This is a genomic window from Kytococcus sp. HMSC28H12, assembly GCF_001816045.1.
GTDB lineage: Bacteria > Actinomycetota > Actinomycetes > Actinomycetales > Dermatophilaceae > Kytococcus > Kytococcus schroeteri.
Genome location: NZ_KV824497.1, coordinates 1 through 18838 on the forward strand (window position 1 = coordinate 1; position 18838 = coordinate 18838).

An 18838-nucleotide genomic window follows, 5' to 3' on the forward strand; every position below is an offset into this window, starting at 1 on the left:
GGGGTGGGGGAGGGCGTCGTGCGGGGCGCGAGGGCGGTCTCGAGCTCCCGCAGCCACTCCTGCACGTCAGCCGGACGGTCGTCGGGGTCGGTTGCGCACCCCCGGCGCAGGGCGGCGACGACGGGCTGCGGCAGCTCGGCGTCGCCCGCCACCCACGTGACCAGGGCTGAGAGGGACCAGAGGTCCGTGCGGTGGTCCACCACCCCCGCCGGGGCGTCCATCTCCGGGGCGCGGAACCCCCGGGTTCCCACGCCCACGGTGAGGCCGGAGTTGACCGCCAGGTCCTTGCACAGGCCGAGGTCGGACAGGAGCAGGCGCTCGTCGGGCTCCAGCAGCGTGGCGCGGGGCGGGCCCTGGCGGTGCCGTGCCCCCGCCCCGGGCCGGTCCGCCGGCCACGAGCGCAGCAGCACGTTGGCCGGACTGAGGTCGCGGTGCACCACCCGCGCGGCGTGGACGGCCCCGAGGGCGGCCGCCAGGTCGCGGGCCACCACCAGCAGGTCGTCGGTCGAGGCGCTCCACCCGGCTCGCCGTCGCGCCTCGACCCGGGCGCCCAGACTGCCCCGGTCGGCCTCCTCGAGCACGAGGTACGGCTGCTGGTGGTCGGTCTCCCCGAGGTCGTGCACGCCGACCACGTGCTCGCTGCGGATCCGTCGCTGGAGCCGCCCCTCGGTGATGAAGCGCTCCCGGACGTCGGGGTTGAGGCTGTGGTTCTCGGCCAGCACCTTGACCACCACGGTGTCGTCCAGCACCGGGTCGTGGGCACGGTGCACCGTGGCGAAGGAGCCCACCCCCAGCACCTCCTGGAGGTGGAGGCGGCCCACCCGGTGACGGCTCACCGGTGGACCTGCCCCTCGTGGAGGGCATGGGCGGCCAGCGCCCGACCTCGCGCCACCTGAGCCTTGACCGTGCCGAGGGGGCGCTCGAGGTGGTCGGCGATCTCGGCGTAGCTGAGGCCCCGCACCTCGCGGAGCACGACCACCTCGCGGTAGGGCGGGGGAAGCTCGCGGAGCGCACCGTCGAGGGCTTCGCGGGTGGCGACCTGCGAGCTGAGCCGGGCTCCCGGGGAGGCCACGTCCGCCGGCAGCTGCACGGCCTCGCGCCGGCGACGCAGGTGGTCGACGACCCGCCGGTGGGCGATGGAGGCCACCCAGGTGGTGACGGCCGCCCCGCCCCTGAACGAGTCCACCGAGTTGGCCACGGAGATCAGGGTCTCCTGGACCACGTCGTCGACCGAGGCCTCGTCGAGCAGGCGGGAGGCGACGAACCTGTGGACCACGCCGGAGGCGGAGAGCTGCTCGAGCAGGAGCTCCCGGCCGCTGGTCGAGCCGCCGCTCGCGGCCGACGCCAGGACCGACCACAGGGCCTCGCGCCCGTCCGGGCCCGCATCCGCGAGCAGCTGACGAGCCCGCAGCGAGTCGCCGGCGGCCAGGGCCGACTGCAGGGCGTTCCGGGGGTCCATGCACGGCATGCTACGCAGGGCCGACGGCAGGCCGACGCCGGCTGCCGGGGCTAGGGTGACGCGCATGAGCACCGACTGCCTGTTCTGCAAGATCGTCGTCGGGGAGGTCCCCGGTGACGTCGTCGTGGAGTCCGACCGCTCGCTGGCCTTCCGCGACATCGACCCGCAGGCCCCCACCCACGTGCTGGTGGTGCCGCGCGACCACCACCGCAATCTCGCCGCCGTGGCCGTGGACGACCCGGCCGCCGCCACCGACCTGCTGCAGACCGTGGCCAAGGTGGCCGAGCAGGAGGGGCTCGCCGAGGACGGCTACCGCGTGGTGGCCAACACCGGTGAGCACGGGCAGCAGTCGGTCGACCACGTGCACCTGCACGTCATCGGGGGGCGCCAGCTGCAGTGGCCGCCCGGCTGAGGTGACCTGCGTCATGCCCCAGAGGCCGGGCTGACGGGAAGGCCTGCGGTGAACCGCCCGCCGGGCCGCAGGCCTTCCCGTTGCCGGCCCACTCGCCGGAACCCCCGGGAAATCGGCTGGGCGCGTGCTAGGTTCCGGCCACCCATGACCCCCCTCCCCGCAAGGACCCCCATGGCCACCGTCGCCCCACCCACCGAACCCGCCGTCACCGACGGGCGGGCCGAGGAGCAGCTCCAGCGCAAGCTGAGCGCGCGCCACCTCAACATGATCGCGCTGGGTGGCGCCATCGGCACCGGACTGTTCGTGGCCTCGGGCGCCACCATCAGCACGGCCGGGCCCGGGGGCGCCCTGCTGGCCTACGCGGCCATCGGCGTCATGGTCTTCCTGCTCATGCAGAGCCTGGGCGAGATGGCCACCTACCTGCCTCTGGCCAGCTCCTTCGAGGCCTACGGCACACGCTTCGTGAGCCCCTCGTTCGGCTTCGCCACCGGGTGGAACTACTGGTTCAACTGGGCCATCACCGTGGCCGTGGAGCTGGTGGCCGCCGAGATGGTCATGGGCTACTGGTTCCCCGACGTGCCGGGGTGGATCTGGTCGGCGGCCTTCCTCGGGGTGCTGCTGCTGCTCAACATCGTCACCGTGCGAGCCTTCGGTGAGGGGGAGTTCCTCTTCTCGTCCATCAAGGTCATCGCCGTGCTGGTGTTCCTCGTGGTGGGCGTGCTCATGATCGCCGGCGTGCTGGGCGACGGCTCCCCGGGCACCAGCAACTGGACCCGGGGCGAGGCCCCCTTCGTGGGCGGCCTGGCCGGCATGCTGAGCATCTTCATGATCGCCGGGTTCTCGTTCCAGGGCACCGAGATGGTCGGTGTGGCCGCCGGTGAGGCCGACGAGCCGGAGAAGACCATCCCCAAGGCCATCCGCTCGGTCTTCTTCCGCATCATGCTCTTCTACATCGGCGCCATCGCGGTCATCGGCTTCCTGCTGCCCTACGACGACGCCCGCCTGCTCAACGCCAGCGAGAGCGAGGACATCTCCATCGCGCCGTTCACCCTCGTCTTCGGCGAGGCCGGCATCCCCTACGCCGGCGACATCATGAACGCGGTGATCCTCGTGGCCATCCTCTCGGCGGGCAACGCCGGGATGTACTCCTCCACCCGCATGCTCTACGGCCTGGCGCGTTCCGGGAAGGCCCCGTCCTTCCTCGGCGGCGTGAACCGCCGTGGCGTGCCGGTGGCCGCCCTGCTGGTGACCGCCGCCGTGGGCGCCCTGTGCTTCCTCACCAGCCTCGTGGGCGAGGGGCAGGCCTACACCTGGCTCGTGAGCGCCTCGGGTCTGGCCGGCTTCATCACCTGGATGGGCATCGCCTGGTGCCACTACCGCTTCCGCCGCGCCTACGTGGCGCAGGGCGGCGACCCCCGCGACCTGCCGTACCGCGCCTGGGCCTTCCCGGTGGGCCCGCTGGTGGCCCTGGCGATGTGCGCCGTGGTGGTCGTGGGCCAGGGATGGACCATCTTCGACGACATCCGCGTCGACGGCTTCGGCACCGAGAGCCTGCTCGGCCTGCTGACCACCTACCTGGGCCTGCCGCTCTTCCTGGGTGTGTGGCTGGTGCACCGCCTGGTCACCGGCTCGCGGCCGGTGGCGCCCGAGCAGGCCGACCTCTCCCGGTGACCTGCTCGGTCGTCGGGGGCACCGCCTAGACTCGAGGCCACGATGACTCAGAACACCCCCGCGGCCGGCCCCCAGCGCACCAGTTCGGTGGTGACCCTCCCCGAGGGGGTCTCCCTGGTCTCCCTCTGGGGGCCCCAGGACCAGTTGCTGCGCACCATCGAACGCGCCTTCCCCGACGTGGACCTGCTGGCCCGCGGTGACGAGCTGCACCTCGCCGGTCCGGTGCAGGAGGTCTCGCTCGCCGAGCGGCTCGTGGAGGAGCTGCTGGTCATGGTGCAGGGCGGGCACGCCCTGACCGCCGACGCGGTGGAGCGTTCCATCGGCATGCTCCGGGCGCGCACCGCCGAGCGGCCCGCCGACGTGCTGACGCAGAACATCATCAGCAACCGCGGCAAGACCATCCGGCCCAAGACGCTCGGCCAGAAGCAGTACGTCGACGCGATCGACGAGCACACGGTGGTCTTCGGCATCGGCCCGGCCGGTACCGGCAAGACCTACCTGGCCATGGCCAAGGCCGTGGCGGCCCTGCAGGCCAAGGAGGTCAGCCGCATCATCCTCACGCGCCCCGCCGTGGAGGCCGGCGAGCGACTGGGCTTCCTGCCCGGCTCCCTCAACGAGAAGATCGACCCCTACCTGCGGCCGCTCTACGACGCGCTGCACGACATGGTCGACCCCGACTCCATCCCGCGGCTCATGGCCAGCGGCACCATCGAGGTGGCCCCGCTGGCGTACATGCGCGGGCGCACCCTCAACGACGCGTTCATCATCCTCGACGAGGCGCAGAACACCTCTCCGGAGCAGATGAAGATGTTCCTCACCCGCCTGGGCTTCGGCTCCACGATGGTGATCACCGGCGACACCACGCAGGTCGACCTGCCCGGTGGCACCCGCTCCGGCCTGGCGGTGGTCGAGGAGATCCTCACCGGGGTGGAGGACGTGCACTTCTCGCACCTGACAGCCGTGGACGTGGTGCGCCACCGGCTGGTCTCCCGCATTGTGGAGGCCTACGGGGCGTGGGACGCCACCCAGTCCGGCCGCGGTGGCCGACCGGGCGGCCGCGCCGAGCGCCCGGCCGGCGGGGACCGCGCATGACCATCGAGGTGCTCGTCGAGGACGACCCCCGCTGCGACCCCGCCGACGTGCAGGCCGCGGCCCAGCACGCCATGGACGCCCTGCACGTGCACCCGGCCGCCGAGTTGTGCATCCGGTTCGTGGAGCCCGCCGCCATCGAGGTGCTCCACGAGCAGTGGATGGACCTCGCCGGCCCCACCGACGTCATGAGCTTCCCCATGGACGAGTTGCGCCCCGGGACACCCGAGCGCCCGTCCGAGCCTGGGGTGCTCGGCGACATCGTCCTGTGCCCCCAGGTGGCCGCCGCGCAGGCGGAGAAGCTCGGCCACCCCGTGGGCGACGAGCTGCTCATGCTCACCGTGCACGGCGTGCTGCACCTGCTGGGCCACGACCACGCCGAGCCCGAGGAGGAGCGCGAGATGTTCGCCCTCCAGGCCGAGCTGCTCGCCTCCTACCTGGCCCTCACCGGCCGCAGCACCACCGCCGCCCCGCGCCCCGGCAGTGCGGGGGACCGTTCGTGACCGTGTGGTTGGTGGTGGCCGCCGTGGTGCTGGTGGCCCTCACCCACCTCATGACCATGGCCGAGACGGCCCTGCAGCGCGTGAGCAAGCGCCACGCCGAGGCCCTGGCCCAGGAGGGCCGCCGCGGCGGTGACGCGTTGGCCCGCATCCTGGACGACACGGCTGCCCACATGTCCGTGGTCACCTTCCTGCGCGTGCTGGGGGAGTGCGCCGTGGCGGTGCTGTTCACCGTGGCCATCGACCGCTGGTTGGCCACCGGGTGGGAGCTCCCCGTGGCCATCGCGGTGGTGACGGTGGTGTCCTACGTGGTGCTCGGGGTCTCCCCGCGCACGCTGGGGCGTCAGAACGCCGAGGCGATCGCCCTGCGCGCCGCCCCGGCCGTGGCGCGCGCCCGCGACCTGCTCGGTCCGCTGTCCAAGACGCTGATCGTGGTGGGCAACGCCGTGACCCCGGGCAAGGGCTTCGCCGAGGGCCCCTTCGAGAACGAGGCCGAGTTCCGCGACATGGTCGACATGGCCGGCGAGAGCGCCGTCATCGAGGCCGGGGAGCGGGAGATGATCCACTCCATCTTCGAGCTCGGTGACACCACCGCGCGGCGCGTGCTCGTGCCCCGCACGGACATGGTGGTCATCGAGGGCCACAAGCAGCTGCGCAAGGTGATGAGCCTGGCGCTGCGGTCGGGCTTCAGTCGCATCCCCGTGGTGGGCGAGGGGGGCACTGACGACGTGCTCGGCATCGTGCACTTCAAGGACGTGGTGCGGCGGGTGAACGCCGACCCGTCCGCCCGCGAGGAGGTCACCGCCGCCGAGGTGATGCGCGAGGCGACCTTCGTGCCCGACAGCAAGGGCGTGGACGCGCTGCTGCGCGAGATGCAGGTCTCCCAGACGCACCTGGTGGTGGTCGTCGACGAGTACGGCGGCACCGCCGGCATCCTGTCGATCGAGGACATCCTCGAGGAGATCGTCGGGGAGATCACCGACGAGCACGACCGCGAGAGCGTGGAGTCCACGCAGCTCGAGGACGGCACCTGGCGCGTCGCGGCCTCGATGGACGTGGACGACCTCGCCGAGCTCTTCGAGGTGTCCTTCTCCGAGGAGGTCACCGAGGACGTGGAGACCGTCGGCGGGCTGCTGGCCAAGCTGACCGACCGCGTGCCGATCGTGGGCTCCACCGGCGACGTGGCCGGCATCCGCCTCACCGCCGAGCGCCTCTCGGGCCGTCGGCACCGCGTGGCCACCGTCATCGCCGAGTGGGTCGGCCACGCCAGCGACGCCGAGGAGGCCCGGGACGACCTGCCCGGTGACCCCGGCTCCGGTGCCCACCCCGCCGGCGCGGAGCTCGACCCGGAGCCCGCGGGCCCGGGCATGATGGACCCCGACACCCCGCCTGCCAAGGAGCACCCATGACGATCACGCCCGACTTCCCCGAGGACTACCGGGCGGGCTTCGTGTGCTTCGTCGGCCGACCGAACGCCGGCAAGTCCACGCTGACCAACGCCCTGGTGGGGCAGAAGGTGGCCATCACCTCCAACAAGCCGCAGACCACGCGGCACACGGTGCGCGGCATCCTCAGTGACGCGAAGCGGCAGCTGGTGGTGGTGGACACCCCCGGCCTCCACAAGCCCCGCACCCTGCTGGGCGAGCGGCTCAACGACGTGGTGCGCGAGACGCTGCTGGACGTGGACGTCATCGGCTTCTGCATGCCCGCCGACCAGAAACCCGGGCCCGGTGACAAGTTCATCGCGGCCGAGCTCGACGAGGTGCGCCGCGGCCGGCGGACACCGGTGATCGCCATTGCCACCAAGGCCGACCTGGTCTCCCGGGACCAGTTGGCCGAGCACCTCATCGCCATCGACCAGATGGGCGACTTCGACGAGATCGTGCCCTGCTCGGCGGTCAACGGGGAGCAGCTCGACCTGGTGCGCGAGCTCATCGGCGACCGGATGCCGCTCTCCCCGCCGCTGTACCCCGACGACGTGCTCACCGACGAACCCACCGACGTCATGGTGGCCGAGCTGGTGCGCGAGGCGGCCCTGGAGGGTGTGCGCGACGAGCTGCCGCACAGCCTGGCCGTGGTGGTGGAGGAGATGCTGCCGCGCGAGGACCGCCCGGTGGACAAGCCGCTCATGGACGTGCGCGTCAACGTCTTCGTGGAGCGCCCCAGCCAGAAGGCGATCATCATCGGCCGCGGTGGGTCGCGGCTGCGCGAGGTGGGCACCACGGCCCGCGAGCAGATCGAGCAGCTGCTCGGCCAGCGCGTGCACCTGGACCTGCACGTGAAGGTGGCCAAGGACTGGCAGCGCGACCCCAAGCAGCTGCAGCGCCTGGGTTTCTGACCCGCCCCGCCGGGCCGGCCACCGTCCTCTCGGGGCGGGGCCGGCTCAGCGCACCCCGCGCGGCCGGAGCTGGATGCTGACGCGCGGCCCGGTGGGGTGCCGCTCCTTGGGCACGGCGTGCTCCCAGGTGCGCTGGCAGGAGCCACCCATGACCACGAGGTCGCCGTGGCCGACGGGCAGGGTGAGCGAGGCCCCGCCGCCGCGCGGGCGCAGGAGCAGCCGCCGTGGCGCGCCCACCGAGACGATGGCCACCATCGTGTCGTGCGTGGCCCCGCGGCCGATGCGGTCGCCGTGCCAGGCCACGGAGTCGTGCTCGTCGCGGTAGAGGCACAGGCCCGCGGTCGCGAACGGCTCCGCGGCCGGCTCCGCGGCGTAGTGGGCGTCGAGGGCCTCACGCGCCGCGACGAGCAGCGGGTGGGGGAGCGGCTCGTGCTCGGCGTAGAAGCGCAGCAGGCGTGGGGTGTCCACCACGCGGTCGTACATGCGGCGCCGCTCGGCCTGCCACGGCACGGCGTCCAGCAGGTGTTCCAGCAGCGTCCGGGAACCGGTCACCCAGCCGGGCCGCACGTCGACCCAGGCCCCGTGGTCGAGGACGCGGCGCGTCACGGCCCGGCCCAGGGGGCGCAGGCCCAGGTCGTCCACCTGGTCGAGGAGCGACCCCTGCCCGGGGGCCACGGCAAGCGTGCGTACAGACATGCCACCAGGATAGAACACCTGAGCCAGCCGCGAGGTCGCCGATCCCCGACCATGCGAAGGTGCCCCGCCCCTCGACCCACCTGTGGTGCTCGTGCCCCTGGGTGTGGTCCGCCTGCTGCGGCGAGCCGGGCGGGTGGCCGACGCGCACATCGTGCGGCGGGAGCAGCGCCTGGTCCCCCTGGCTGCGGCGGTGGTGAGTGTGGCCGTCGGGCTCGCCCTGCTGCACCTGGCCGGTGCCCCGGCCGCGCTGGTCCGTGTGCTCGCGGCGATGCTGGCCGCCCTGCTGGTGCTGGCCCTGGTCACCGTGGTGCACAAGGTCTCCTTCCACACCGGTGTGGTGGCCGGCGGAGCGGTGGCCCTGTGGGTCACCGGCACCCACCTCTGCGGTGTGGTGCTGGGGTTGCTGGTCCCCGTCGTCGCGTGGGCGCGGGTGCGGCGCGGGCGACACAGCGTGGCCCAGGTGGTGCTGGGCGGACTGGTCGCGGCCGCTGTCGCCGCGGCCACCTGGTGGGACACCGCCTGACGCTCGCCAGCCCACCGCCGGGCCCGGACCGGTCCCGGTGCCTGCACCACCGCCGGGCCACGGCACAATCGGGGGATGCCCCTCTACCGCGACGCCGCCATCGTGCTGCGCACCCACCCGCTGGGGGAGGCCGACCGCATCGTCACGATGCTGGGGCACCAGCGCGGCAAGGTGCGTGCCGTGGCCAAGGGGGTGCGCCGCACCCGGTCGCGCTTCGGGGCCCGCCTCGAGCCCGCGATGGTGGTGGACGTCCAGTGCTACGAGGGGCGCAGCCTGGACACCATCACCCAGGCCGAGTCCATGGCCACCTACGGCGAGGCGATCTCCCGCGACTACGCGGGGTGGGTGTGCGCCCAGGTGATGTGCGAGACCGCCGACAGCCTGCTGGACGAGGGAGAGCCCAACCCGCCGCAGTTCCGGCTGCTCGCCGGGGCCCTCTCGGCCCTCGCGGCCGGGCAGTGGCCGGCGGACGTGCTCATGGACGCCTACCTGCTGCGTGCCATGGCGGTGGCCGGCTGGCCCATGGCCACGCGCGACTGCGCCGCCTGCGGTGCGCCCGGCCCCCACCGCGGGGTGCACGTTGCCGCGGGGGGTGTGGTCTGCCCCTCCTGCCGGCGGGCCGGCGCCTGGGCGCCGCACCCCGACAGCATCCGCCTGCTGGACGCCCTGGGGGAGTCGCACTGGAGTACCGTGCGCGAGGTCCTGGGGACCGAGGGGGCCGCCTCCCGGCGCCGCGAGGTGCAGGAGCTGGTCACCGCGCACCTGCAGTGGCACACCGATCGGCAGGTGCGGTCGGTGCGCCACCTGGACCCCGACCTCGTGCTCACCGGGCCGGGCCCCGTGCAGCCGACCGAGCACGCCGCACCATCCGCCGAGACGACGGGACAGTGACATGACCCACGAGCCGCCCTTCCCGCACCCCTCCGGGGCCCGCCCGCCGCAGCTGGCCCCCGACGAGCTGCCCCAGCACGTGGCCGTGGTCATGGACGGCAACGGCCGGTGGGCCAACGAGCGCGGCCTGCCGCGGACCGCCGGCCACGAGGCGGGGGAGGGGGCGCTGCTCGACGTGGTGGCCGGCGCCCTGGAGGCCGGGGTGCCGCACCTCTCGGCGTACGCCTTCTCCACGGAGAACTGGCGCCGCTCGCCCGAGGAGGTCCGCTTCCTCATGGGCTTCAACCGCCAGGTCATCCGCCGCCGCCGCGACCAGCTGGACGCCTGGGGCGTGCGCATGCGCTGGGTGGGCCGCCGGCCGCGGCTGTGGCGCGGCGTCATCAAGGAGCTCGAGGCCGCCGAGGAGATGACCCGGCACAACGACCGGCTCACCCTGTACTTCTGCGTCAACTACGGCGGGCGCGCAGAGATCGTGGACGGGGTGCGCGCCATCGCCCGCGAGGTCGAGGCCGGTCGGCTGCGCCCCGGCGGCATCACGGCGGCCACCGTCGCCCGCCACCTCTACGAGCCCTCGATGCCGGACGTGGACCTCTTCCTGCGCTCCTCCGGCGAGCAGCGCACGAGCAACTTCCTGCTCTGGCAGAGCGCGTACGCCGAGATGGACTTCCCGGACACGCTGTGGCCGGACTTCGACCGCCGCCACCTGTGGGCGGCCCTGGAGCGCTACGCCGGGCGCGACCGCCGGTTCGGCGGCGCGGTGGACCGGCCTCAGGAGCAGGCGGAGCAGCGCCCGTAGAGCTCCACGGTGTGGCTCACCTCGGAGAACCCGTGCTGGGCCGCGATCTGCTCGGACCACTGCTCCACGGCCGGCCCGTCGATCTCGACGGTGTCGCCGCACTCGCGGCAGACCAGGTGGTGGTGGTGCGCGGTGGTGCGGCAGGCGCGGTAGAGCGTCTCGCCGCCCTCGGTCACGAGGGTGTCCACCTCGCCGGCCTCGTCGAAGGACTGCAGGGCACGGTAGACCGTGGCCAGCGCCACCTTGTGCCCGGCGCGGGCCATGGCCACGTGCAGCTCCTGGGCGGCCACGAAGTCCGTGCGGGAGCCCAGGGCCTCGAGCACGGCGGACTGCTGACGGGTCCGGCGGGGACGGTTCGTGGTCACCGGTGCTCCTGCGAGAGGGACGGGGTCATGGACGTGGTGCCGGCGCCGAGGCGTCCAGCGGCCGCTCATCGTAGTGACCCTCGTGGGGATGGTGCAGGTGGTCCCCGTGGAGGTAGTCGAGGTGGTCGCCGTGGGGGACTGCGGGGTGCTCGCAGTCGGGGTGGTGCTCGTGGGCGTGGTGCTCGGCGAGCGAGGCCCGGCGGTGGCGTCCGACCCGGACCCGGCGGGCCACCCAGGTGCCCAGCACGGCCAGGGCGTACACCGCCACGGCCAGCAGCACGATGGTGCCGCCCGAGGGCAGGTCGTAGGTGTAGCTGACCACGACGCCCCCGACGCCGGAGAGCGCCCCCAGCACCATGGCCATCCACCACGCGGCGGCGAAGCTGCGGGTGAGCAACTGCGAGGTCGCGATGGGCACGATCATCAGCGCGGAGATGAGCAGCAGGCCCACCACCCGCATCGACATGACGATGGTGACCGCCACCAGCGCGGAGAGCAGCATGTTCAGGGCCGTCACGGGGAGCCCCTGGGAGCGGCTGTACACCTCGTCCTGGGCCACGGCGAACAGGCGCGGGCGCAGCAGGGTGGTGGCCACCGCGACCACCACGCCGAGCACCACGAACAGGCGCAGGTCGGCCGAGCTGGTGGTGGTGATGGCACCGAACAGGTAGTTCTCCAGGTTGGCCGTGCCCGGGGAGGTGCTGATGAGCACCACGCCCAGCGCGATGCCGGTGTGGAACATCAGTGCCAGGGCGACGTCGCTGGCGGTGCCGCCGCGGGCACGCAGGGCCTCGATGACCACCGCCGCCAGCACCGCCACCGCCAGCGCGGTCCAGACCGGCTGCGCCTGCATCACCACGCCCACGGCCACGCCGGCCAGGGCCACGTGGCCCAGGGCGTCGCCGATGAGGCTGAGCCCCCGCTGCACCACGAAGATGCCCACCATCGGGGCCACGGCCCCCACGAGCAGCGCGGCCAGCAGGGCCCGCTGCATGAAATCGAACTGCAGCATCTCAGCCACGGTGCACCTCCAGCATGCGGTCGTCGGTGAGGCGGCCCCCGGTCAGGGTGAGCACGCGGTCCAGCGCCGAGGCGATGGGGTCGAGCTCGTGGGTGATCACGAGCATGGTCAAGCCGTCGTCGGCCAGGCGGCGCAGGAGCACGGCCAGCAGCTCCTGGTTGGCCAGGTCCACGCCCGCGGTGGGCTCGTCGAGCACCAGCAGGGCGGGGCGCGACACGATGGCGCGGGCCAGCAGGGCGCGACGCCGCTGCCCGCCGGAGAGGTCGGCCAGATTGTGGTGGAGGCGGTCCTCCAGCCCCACGTCGGCGGCGGCGCGGCGGGCCAGCTCACGGTCGGAGCGGCCGGGGTGGCGCCACCACGGCAGGGCGGCCACGCGCCCGGCCAGGATGACCTCGCCCACGGTGGCGTGCAGGGCCCCTGTCACGGAGTGGTGCTGGGGCACGTACCCGATGCGGGTGCGGTCGCGCAGGCGGCGCAGGGGGGTGCCGAGCAGCTCGGCCCGTCCGGAGAGCTGGTCGGTGAGGCCGAGCAGGCCGGTCACCAGGGTCGACTTGCCCGCGCCGTTGGGCCCGGTGATGGCCACGCTCTGGCCGGCCGGGACGGTGGCCGAGACCGGGCCCACCGCAGGGTGCCCGTCGTAGCCGTAGACGACCTCCTGCAGGACGAGGGCGTCGCTCACTCGCAGCCCTGACCGGTGTGCAGCACCTCGCCGTTGTGGCGCATGATCCCCAGGTAGTCGCGGGCGGCCGAGGAGTCCGTGAGGCCCGCGGCGGGGTCGAGGACCTCCACCGTCGTGCCGGTCTCGTCGGCCAGGGTGCGGGCGTTGTCGCGAGGGGCCAGCGGCTCGGCGTAGATGGTGCTCACCCCGGACTTCTTGATGGTGTCGGTGAGCTCGGCCAGACGGGCGGGGGAGACCTCGGCCTCGTTCGACAGGCCGGCCACGCCCAGCTGGTGGAAGCCGTAGCGGGCGCCGAACCACGCGTAGGCCTCGTGGCCCACCACCAGGTCGGTGCTGCGGCAGTGACCGAGCTGCTGGGCCAGGTCGTCGTCGAGCTCCTCCAGCTGGTGCACGTACTCCTGGGCGTTGCGGCGGTAGTCCTCGGCGTGTTCGGGGTCGCGCTCGGCGAGCGCGTCGCCCAGGGAGGTGGCGGCCTCGCCGAAGGCGACGGGGTCGAGCCAGAAGTGCGGGTCCACGCCACCGTGGTCGTGCCCGTCGTGGCCGGCCTCGGCCTCGGCCGCGTGGTCGTGCCCCTCGTGGCCAGACTCCTCGGCCTTCCCGGTGCGGGGCCCGGCCTCGAGGTCGACGGCCTCGCCGGCGTCCCACGCACGGTCGGCGGCCACGGCCTCCACGGCGGCGTCGAGCGCCGGCTGCATCGTGCGCAGGTGCAGCACCAGGTCGGCCTCCTGCAGCCGGCCGGTGGCCTGCGGGGTCATCTCGAGGTGGTGGGGGTCGCTGCCGTCCGGGGTCACCTGGGTGACCTCCACGTGGTCGCCGCCGACGGCGCGGGCCAGCTCGCTGAGCGGGAAGAACCCGCTGGCGACCTGCACCTTCCCCTCGTCGGCCGAGCCGCCGCCCTCGTCGGTGCCCCCGCACGCGGCGAGGGTCAGGGTGGCGGTCAGGGCGATGCTGCCCGCGCGCAGGGCACGCCGGCGGGGGCTGAGGGTGTGGGAGGGCATGACAATCATTCTCAGGGAGGCGAGAATGATCGTCAAATCGGGGACCCGTACCCTGTGCCCATGGCCAAGAAGACCTCCACCGTCGACACCGTCGTCTCCCTCTGCAAGCGCCGTGGATTCGTGTTCCCCACCGGCGAGATCTACGGAGGGACCCGCTCGGCCTGGGACTACGGTCCCCTCGGCGTGGCGCTCAAGGAGAACATCAAGCGCCAGTGGTGGCGCACGATGGTGCAGATGCGCGACGACGTGGTCGGCCTGGACTCCGCGGTGATCCTGCCCCCGGCGGTGTGGGAGGCCTCCGGCCACGTGGCCACCTTCACCGACCCGCTCGTGGAGTGCCTGTCCTGCCACAAGCGCTTCCGAGCCGACCACCTGCAGGAGGCCGTGGCTGAGAAGGCCGCCGCCAAGGGCAAGGAGGTGGACCCCGACTCGGTCTCCTTCGAGGAGATCGCCTGCGCCAACTGCGGCACCAAGGGTGCGTGGACCGAGCCCAAGCAGTTCTCCGGCCTGCTCAAGACCTACCTGGGCGTCACCGAGGACGAGAGCGGCAAGCACTTCCTCCGCCCGGAGACCGCGCAGGGCATCTTCACGCAGTTCGCCAACGTCATGACCACCAGCCGCAAGAAGCCGCCGTTCGGCATCGCGCAGGTGGGCAAGTCCTTCCGCAACGAGATCACGCCCGGAAACTTCATCTTCCGCACCCGCGAGTTCGAGCAGATGGAGCTCGAGTACTTCGTGCCGCCGGCCGAGGCCCCGCAGTACTTCGACGAGTGGATCGACGTCTGCGAGAAGTGGTTCACCGACCTGGGCATCACGCCGGAGAACATCCGCCGCTACGAGCACCCCACCGAGAAGCTCTCGCACTACTCCGACCGCACCATCGACCTGGAGTACCGCTTCGGCTTCTCCGGCTCGGAGTTCGGCGAGCTCATGGGTGTGGCCAACCGCACCGACTTCGACCTCTCGGTGCACGCCAAGGCCTCCGGCCAGGACCTGTCCTACTTCAACCAGGCCACCGGCGAGCGCTACACGCCCTACGTCATCGAGCCGGCGTTCGGCCTCACCCGCGCGCTCATGGCCTTCCTCATCGACGCCTACACCGAGGACGAGGCGCCCAACGCCAAGGGTGGTGTCGACAAGCGCGTCGTGCTGCGCCTCGACCCGCGCCTGGCGCCGGTCAAGGTGGCCGTGCTGCCGCTGAGCCGCAACGAGCAGCTCACCCCGCGCGCCAAGGAGCTGGCCGCCGAGCTGCGCCAGCACTGGGAGGTCGACTTCGACGACGCCGGCGCCATCGGCCGCCGCTACCGCCGCCAGGACGAGATCGGCACGCCGTTCTGCGTCACGGTCGACTTCGACACCCTGGAGGACCAGGCGGTGACCATCCGTGAGCGCGACACGATGTCGCAGGAGCGCGTGCCGCTGGCCGAGGTCACCGGGTACCTCGCCCAGCGCCTGGTCGGCTGCTGAGGCCAGCACCACGACCCGCGGGCTCGTCCACCACTGTGGGTGGGCGGGCCCGCGGGCGTTGGGGGCGAGGTGGGGCGGGCGGCCTGTGCCCCGGCCTCGCCTCAGCGGAGCGCCAGGCCGGCGGCCAGGACCAGCATCGTCACGCCGATGAGGGTGTCCAGCACCTGCCAGGACCGCGGGCGGGAGAACACCGGGGCCAGGCGCGCGGACCCGAAGCCGAGGAGGCTGAACCAGGTGGCGCTGGCCGTGACCAGACCGAGGTAGTACCACCACCGGCCGGTCTGCCCGTGGCCGTTGGCCAGGCCGCCCAGGATGGTGATGTCCAGGTACAGGTGCGGGTTGAGCCAGGTGAACCCGGCCATGGTGAGCATCGCACGGCGCACGCTGACCGACGGGCCGGATGCCCCGGCCTCGAGGGACTCGCCGCCCTTCCACGCGCGCCGCAGGCAGGACAGGCCGTAGATCACGAGGAACGCCGCGCCGCCCCAGCGGACCAGCTCCAGCAGCGGCGGCCACCAGGTGAGCACCACGCCGACGCCCAGCACGGCGGCGCCGATGAGCACGATGTCGGAGGCGGCGCACAGGGCCACGAGCGCCGGCACGTGCTCCCGGCGCAGGCCGCGGCGCAGCAGGTAGGCGTTCTGCGCGCCCACCGCCGCGATGAGCCCGATGCCGGTGGCGAACCCGGAGGCGACCAGGCCGATCACTGGAGCACCAGGCCGGTCCCCAGCACGAGCATCAGGGTGCCGACCACGGTGTCGAGCACCTGCCAGGAGCGGGGGCGGGCGAACACCGGCGCCAGGCGCGCGCTGCCGTAGCCCACCGCGGTGAACCACACGACCGAGGCGGTGCACAGCCCGGCGTAGTAGAACCACCGCCCGTCGGCGCCGTACCCGTTGGCCAGCGTTCCCAGCAGCACGGTGTCCAGCCACAGGTGCGGGTTGAGCCAGGTGAACGCGGCCATGGTGGCCAGGGCGCGGCGCAGGCCCACCGAGCTGCCACCGGATCCCACCATCGGGGAGGGGCGCGCGGCCCGTCGGAAGCAGGCCAGCGCGAAGGCCACGAGGAAGGCCGCCCCGACCCGGCGCACCACGCCCAGCGCCGCGGGGAACTGCTCGATGACGGCGCCGATGCCCAGCACGCTGGCGCCGATGATGACGATGTCCGAGAGGGCGCAGAAGACCACCAGTGCGGTCACGTGCTCGCGCATCAGGCCGCGGCGCAGTAGGTAGGCGCCCTGCGCGCCGACCGCGGCGATGAGGCCGATGCCGGTCACGAGGCCCGAGGCGACGATGCTCACGTTCTCCATGGCTGCAGGGTAGGAACGACCGCGCCCGGCGCAGGCATCAGAATCTTGATGATCCCTGAGCGACCCTAAGATCTGCTTCATGGATGTGCTCGACCCGGTGGGACTGACGACGCTGCGCGCGACGGTGCGCGAGGGGACCTTCGAGCGGGCCGCCAAGGCGCTGAGCATCACGCCCTCGGCGGTGTCCCAGCGGATGCGCGCCCTGGAGAAGGCGGTGGGCGCCGTGCTCGTGAGCCGCACCAAGCCGGTGCGGCCCACCCCCGACGGCGAGGTGCTGCTCGCCCTGGCGCTGCAGTGGTCGCTGCTGCGAGACGAGGCGGTGGCCCGGCTCACGGCCTCGCACCACCTGGACTCCGAGGCCCACCCGCGCACCCGGCTCTCGGTACCGCTCGCGACCGGCGCGGACGCCCTGGCCCTCGTGCTGCTGCCGGCCATGGCCCAGGTGGAACGCGAGGTGCCGGTGAGCTTCGAGCTCTTCCGCGAGGACGACGCCCACTCGGTGGACCTGCTGCGGCAGGGTCGGGTCGTGGCCGCACTGAGTTCCGACCCCACCCCGGTGCAGGGCCACACCGCGGTGCCGCTGGGCACCATCCGCTACCTGCCGCTGGCCACCCCGGGGTACGTGGAGCGCCACCTGCCCGAGGGGCCCACCGCCGAGGCGATGGCGGTGGCGCCCGTCATCGCCTTCGACCGCAAGGACCTGCTGCAGTACGCCTACCTGGCACGCCTGCTGGAGACCGACCTGCGGCCGCCCACCACCTTCGTACCGGCCAACCGCGAGTTCGAGGAGGCGGTGCTGCTGGGTCTGGGCTGGGGGCTGGTCCCCGAGGGGCGGATGCACGACCAGATCGAGTCCGGGGAGCTGGTGCGCATCGCGCCGGGCTACCGCGATGTGCCCCTGGTGTGGCACCGGCCCCGCATCGAGTCGGCCGTGCTGGACCTGCTGGGGGAGCGGTTGGCGGCCGTCGCGCGGGAGGTCGTCCGCCCGGCGGCGGTCTGGGAGAATGATCGGCTGTCATGACCAGCACCCCCGCCACCGCCTCGCCCTCCGCTCTGCCCGACGTGCCCTCCGGCGCCGCCTCACCGGGCACGCCCGTGCTGCCCCCGCTGCGCATCGGGCGGCTCACCATCGACTCCCCGGTGGTCCTGGCCCCGATGGCGGGCATCACCAACCGCGCGTTCCGGCGCCTGTGCCGCGAGTACGGCACGGAGGGACTGGCGGCCGGGGGCGCGAGCGGTGCCTCGAGCCTCTACGTGTCCGAGATGATCACCACCCGCGCGCTCGTGGAGCGGACCCCGGTGACCATGAAGCTCGTGGAGTTCGACGCCGCGGAGGACCCCCGCTCCATCCAGCTGTACGGCGTGGACCCGGCCACGGTGCGCGCCGCGGCCCGCGACATCGTGGAGCACGACCGGGCCGACCACATCGACATGAACTTCGGGTGCCCCGTGCCCAAGGTGACCCGCAAGGGCGGCGGCGCGGCCATCCCGTGGAAGAGCACACTGTTCCGCGACATCGTGCGCTCGGCGGTCCAGGAGGCCGAGAAGGCCGGCATCCCGGTGACGGTGAAGATGCGTATCGGCATCGACGAGGACCACCACACCCACCTGGAGGCCGGCCGCATCGCCGAGGACATGGGCGCCGCCGCCGTCGCGCTCCATGCCCGCACCGCCAGCCAGGCCTACTCGGGGCAGGCGCGGTGGGAGGAGATCGCCCGCCTCAAGCAGGAGGTCACCACCATCCCGGTGCTGGGCAACGGCGACATCTGGTCGGCCGAGGACGCTTTGCGGATGGTGGAGCAGACCGGCTGCGACGGCGTGGTGGTGGGCCGCGGCTGTCTGGGGCGGCCGTGGCTGTTCACCGACCTCGCCGCGGCCTTCGCCGGGTCCGACGCCCGCGTCACCCCGGACCTGCGCGAGGTGACCGCCACCCTGCGCCGGCACGCGGAGTACCTCGCGGACTTCCACGAGGACGAGAACCACGCCTGCCGGGACATCCGCAAGCACATCACCTGGTACCTCAAGGGCTTCCGGGTGGGCGGCCAGCTGCGCTCGCAGCTGGGGCTGGTGAACTCGCTGGCCGACCTGGACGCGCTCATCGACACCCTCGACCTCGACCAGGTGTGGCCGGCCGAGGCCGCCGATGGGCCGCGCGGGCGCAAGGGCTCGGAGCGTCAGGTGGCCCTGCCGGAGAACTGGCTGGCCAGCCGCGAGCTGAGCGACGAGTGGGCCGCCCGGATGCGGGCCGCCGAACTGTCGGTCGACGGCGGCTGAGGCCCCGGCTCAGGCCGGCGGCATCGTGCCCGGCTCGGCGCCGGTGGCCAGTGGGTGCCCGCCAGCGAGCCAGCCGCTGAACGACGGCGGGTAGAGCACGGGTTCCGGAGCCCCGGGGAACACCTGCTGGTGGGCCAGCGCCACCTGGCAGGCGGTGATGCCCGAGCCGCACGAGACCACCACGGGCGTCGTGGCGTCGACGCCGGCATCGGCCAGCCGGGCGCGGACCTCCTCGGGGTCGCGCAGCACGCCGTCGGAGTAGAGGTCGGCGACGGGCAGGCTGCGGAAGCCCGGTAGGTGGCCGCCCACCGGGTCGGGGCCGAGCTCCTCGCCGCGGTAGCGGGCGGCCG

22 protein-coding genes are annotated in these 18838 nt (G+C 73.1%); 12 read left to right on the forward strand and 10 right to left on the reverse strand.

Annotated features, from left to right (window positions below; translation table 11 throughout):
* The coding region (locus tag HMPREF3099_RS07070) for a protein kinase domain-containing protein (RefSeq protein ID WP_070705336.1) at positions 1-836 on the reverse strand (836 nt) is incomplete at its 3' end.
* Complete coding sequence (locus HMPREF3099_RS12045) at positions 833-1459, reverse strand: RNA polymerase sigma factor (protein ID WP_168168476.1); 627 nt, start codon at positions 1457-1459, stop codon at positions 833-835. The genes HMPREF3099_RS12045 and HMPREF3099_RS07070, both read right to left, overlap by 4 nt.
* A gap of 64 nt (positions 1460-1523) precedes the next feature.
* On the opposite strand from HMPREF3099_RS12045, the gene HMPREF3099_RS07080 reads away from it, so the two are divergent.
* The 6 genes from HMPREF3099_RS07080 to era all read left to right on the forward strand — a co-directional run bounded on the left by HMPREF3099_RS07080 (position 1524) and on the right by era (position 7469).
* Positions 1524-1871 (forward strand): histidine triad nucleotide-binding protein, encoded by a 348-nt coding sequence (locus HMPREF3099_RS07080; RefSeq protein WP_070705337.1) that lies wholly within the window; start codon positions 1524-1526, stop codon positions 1869-1871.
* Between the two features lie 171 nt (positions 1872-2042).
* On the forward strand, positions 2043-3542 hold the full coding sequence (locus HMPREF3099_RS07085; RefSeq protein WP_070705338.1) for an amino acid permease: 1500 nt from the start codon (positions 2043-2045) through the stop codon (positions 3540-3542).
* 42 nt (positions 3543-3584) lie between these two features.
* Positions 3585-4634 (forward strand): PhoH family protein, encoded by a 1050-nt coding sequence (locus tag HMPREF3099_RS07090; RefSeq protein ID WP_070705339.1) that lies wholly within the window; start codon positions 3585-3587, stop codon positions 4632-4634.
* Positions 4631-5134 (forward strand): rRNA maturation RNase YbeY, encoded by a 504-nt coding sequence (ybeY, locus tag HMPREF3099_RS07095; protein ID WP_070705340.1) that lies wholly within the window; start codon positions 4631-4633, stop codon positions 5132-5134. The genes HMPREF3099_RS07090 and ybeY overlap by 4 nt, the downstream gene beginning before the upstream one ends.
* Positions 5131-6540 carry a hemolysin family protein gene (locus tag HMPREF3099_RS07100; protein ID WP_083323590.1) on the forward strand — a complete coding sequence of 470 codons (1410 nt, stop codon included), beginning with the start codon at positions 5131-5133 and terminating at the stop codon, positions 6538-6540. The genes ybeY and HMPREF3099_RS07100 overlap by 4 nt, the downstream gene beginning before the upstream one ends.
* A complete protein-coding gene (gene era, locus HMPREF3099_RS07105; RefSeq protein ID WP_070705341.1) occupies positions 6537-7469 on the forward strand; it encodes a GTPase Era in 933 nt (310 codons plus the stop codon). Before HMPREF3099_RS07100 ends, era begins: the two co-directional genes overlap by 4 nt.
* Before the next feature lie 45 nt (positions 7470-7514).
* Here era and HMPREF3099_RS07110 read toward each other — a convergent pair whose 3' ends face one another.
* The gene (locus HMPREF3099_RS07110) at positions 7515-8165 is read right to left on the reverse strand and encodes an alpha-ketoglutarate-dependent dioxygenase AlkB (RefSeq protein WP_070705342.1); all 651 of its coding nucleotides are present in this window, start codon (positions 8163-8165) and stop codon (positions 7515-7517) included.
* Positions 8166-8250: 85 nt separating this feature from the next.
* Here HMPREF3099_RS07110 and HMPREF3099_RS07115 point away from each other — a divergent pair, with 85 nt between their 5' ends.
* From HMPREF3099_RS07115 to HMPREF3099_RS07125, 3 genes are all read left to right on the forward strand, one after another.
* A complete protein-coding gene (locus HMPREF3099_RS07115) occupies positions 8251-8688 on the forward strand; it encodes a phosphoesterase PA-phosphatase (protein ID WP_141494784.1) in 438 nt (145 codons plus the stop codon).
* A gap of 75 nt (positions 8689-8763) precedes the next feature.
* Positions 8764-9579 (forward strand): DNA repair protein RecO, encoded by an 816-nt coding sequence (gene recO, locus HMPREF3099_RS07120; RefSeq protein WP_070705344.1) that lies wholly within the window; start codon positions 8764-8766, stop codon positions 9577-9579.
* A 1-nt stretch (position 9580) separates the two neighbouring features.
* Positions 9581-10375, forward strand: coding sequence for an isoprenyl transferase (locus HMPREF3099_RS07125; RefSeq protein ID WP_070705345.1), 795 nt, complete (start codon positions 9581-9583; stop codon positions 10373-10375).
* Here the strand turns inward: HMPREF3099_RS07125 and HMPREF3099_RS07130 are convergent.
* Genes HMPREF3099_RS07130 through HMPREF3099_RS07145 form a run of 4 tightly spaced genes read right to left on the reverse strand, consistent with a single transcriptional unit; the run spans position 10348 to position 13438 of the window.
* Positions 10348-10740 carry a Fur family transcriptional regulator gene (locus HMPREF3099_RS07130; RefSeq protein WP_070705346.1) on the reverse strand — a complete coding sequence of 131 codons (393 nt, stop codon included), beginning with the start codon at positions 10738-10740 and terminating at the stop codon, positions 10348-10350. The genes HMPREF3099_RS07125 and HMPREF3099_RS07130 overlap by 28 nt on opposite strands.
* A gap of 25 nt (positions 10741-10765) precedes the next feature.
* On the reverse strand, positions 10766-11752 hold the full coding sequence (locus tag HMPREF3099_RS07135; RefSeq protein WP_331250395.1) for a metal ABC transporter permease: 987 nt from the start codon (positions 11750-11752) through the stop codon (positions 10766-10768).
* A gap of 1 nt (position 11753) precedes the next feature.
* Complete coding sequence (locus HMPREF3099_RS07140; RefSeq protein WP_070705348.1) at positions 11754-12440, reverse strand: metal ABC transporter ATP-binding protein; 687 nt, start codon at positions 12438-12440, stop codon at positions 11754-11756.
* Positions 12437-13438: a metal ABC transporter substrate-binding protein gene (locus HMPREF3099_RS07145; protein WP_070705349.1), complete on the reverse strand. Its 1002-nt coding sequence runs from the start codon at positions 13436-13438 to the stop codon at positions 12437-12439. The genes HMPREF3099_RS07140 and HMPREF3099_RS07145 overlap by 4 nt, the downstream gene beginning before the upstream one ends.
* Positions 13439-13498: 60 nt before the next feature.
* Here HMPREF3099_RS07145 and HMPREF3099_RS07150 point away from each other — a divergent pair, with 60 nt between their 5' ends.
* A complete protein-coding gene (locus HMPREF3099_RS07150) occupies positions 13499-14905 on the forward strand; it encodes a glycine--tRNA ligase (RefSeq protein WP_070705350.1) in 1407 nt (468 codons plus the stop codon).
* Positions 14906-15006: 101 nt separating this feature from the next.
* Here the strand turns inward: HMPREF3099_RS07150 and HMPREF3099_RS07155 are convergent, their stop codons facing one another.
* Positions 15007-15612 (reverse strand): LysE/ArgO family amino acid transporter, encoded by a 606-nt coding sequence (locus HMPREF3099_RS07155; protein ID WP_070705351.1) that lies wholly within the window; start codon positions 15610-15612, stop codon positions 15007-15009.
* A complete protein-coding gene (locus HMPREF3099_RS07160; RefSeq protein ID WP_083323593.1) occupies positions 15609-16214 on the reverse strand; it encodes a LysE/ArgO family amino acid transporter in 606 nt (201 codons plus the stop codon). Before HMPREF3099_RS07160 ends, HMPREF3099_RS07155 begins: the two co-directional genes overlap by 4 nt.
* 79 nt (positions 16215-16293) lie before the next feature.
* Between HMPREF3099_RS07160 and HMPREF3099_RS07165 the strand changes: the two genes are divergently transcribed.
* Together HMPREF3099_RS07165 and dusB are read left to right on the forward strand one after the other, a co-directional pair.
* On the forward strand, positions 16294-17235 hold the full coding sequence (locus HMPREF3099_RS07165; RefSeq protein WP_070705352.1) for an ArgP/LysG family DNA-binding transcriptional regulator: 942 nt from the start codon (positions 16294-16296) through the stop codon (positions 17233-17235).
* Positions 17232-18488 (forward strand): tRNA dihydrouridine synthase DusB, encoded by a 1257-nt coding sequence (dusB, locus tag HMPREF3099_RS07170; protein WP_070705353.1) that lies wholly within the window; start codon positions 17232-17234, stop codon positions 18486-18488. The genes HMPREF3099_RS07165 and dusB overlap by 4 nt, the downstream gene beginning before the upstream one ends.
* Positions 18489-18497: 9 nt before the next feature.
* On the opposite strand, the gene HMPREF3099_RS12910 is transcribed toward dusB, so the two are convergent.
* Positions 18498-18838: sulfurtransferase (locus HMPREF3099_RS12910; protein ID WP_371327518.1), on the reverse strand; the 341-nt coding region annotated here is incomplete at its 5' end.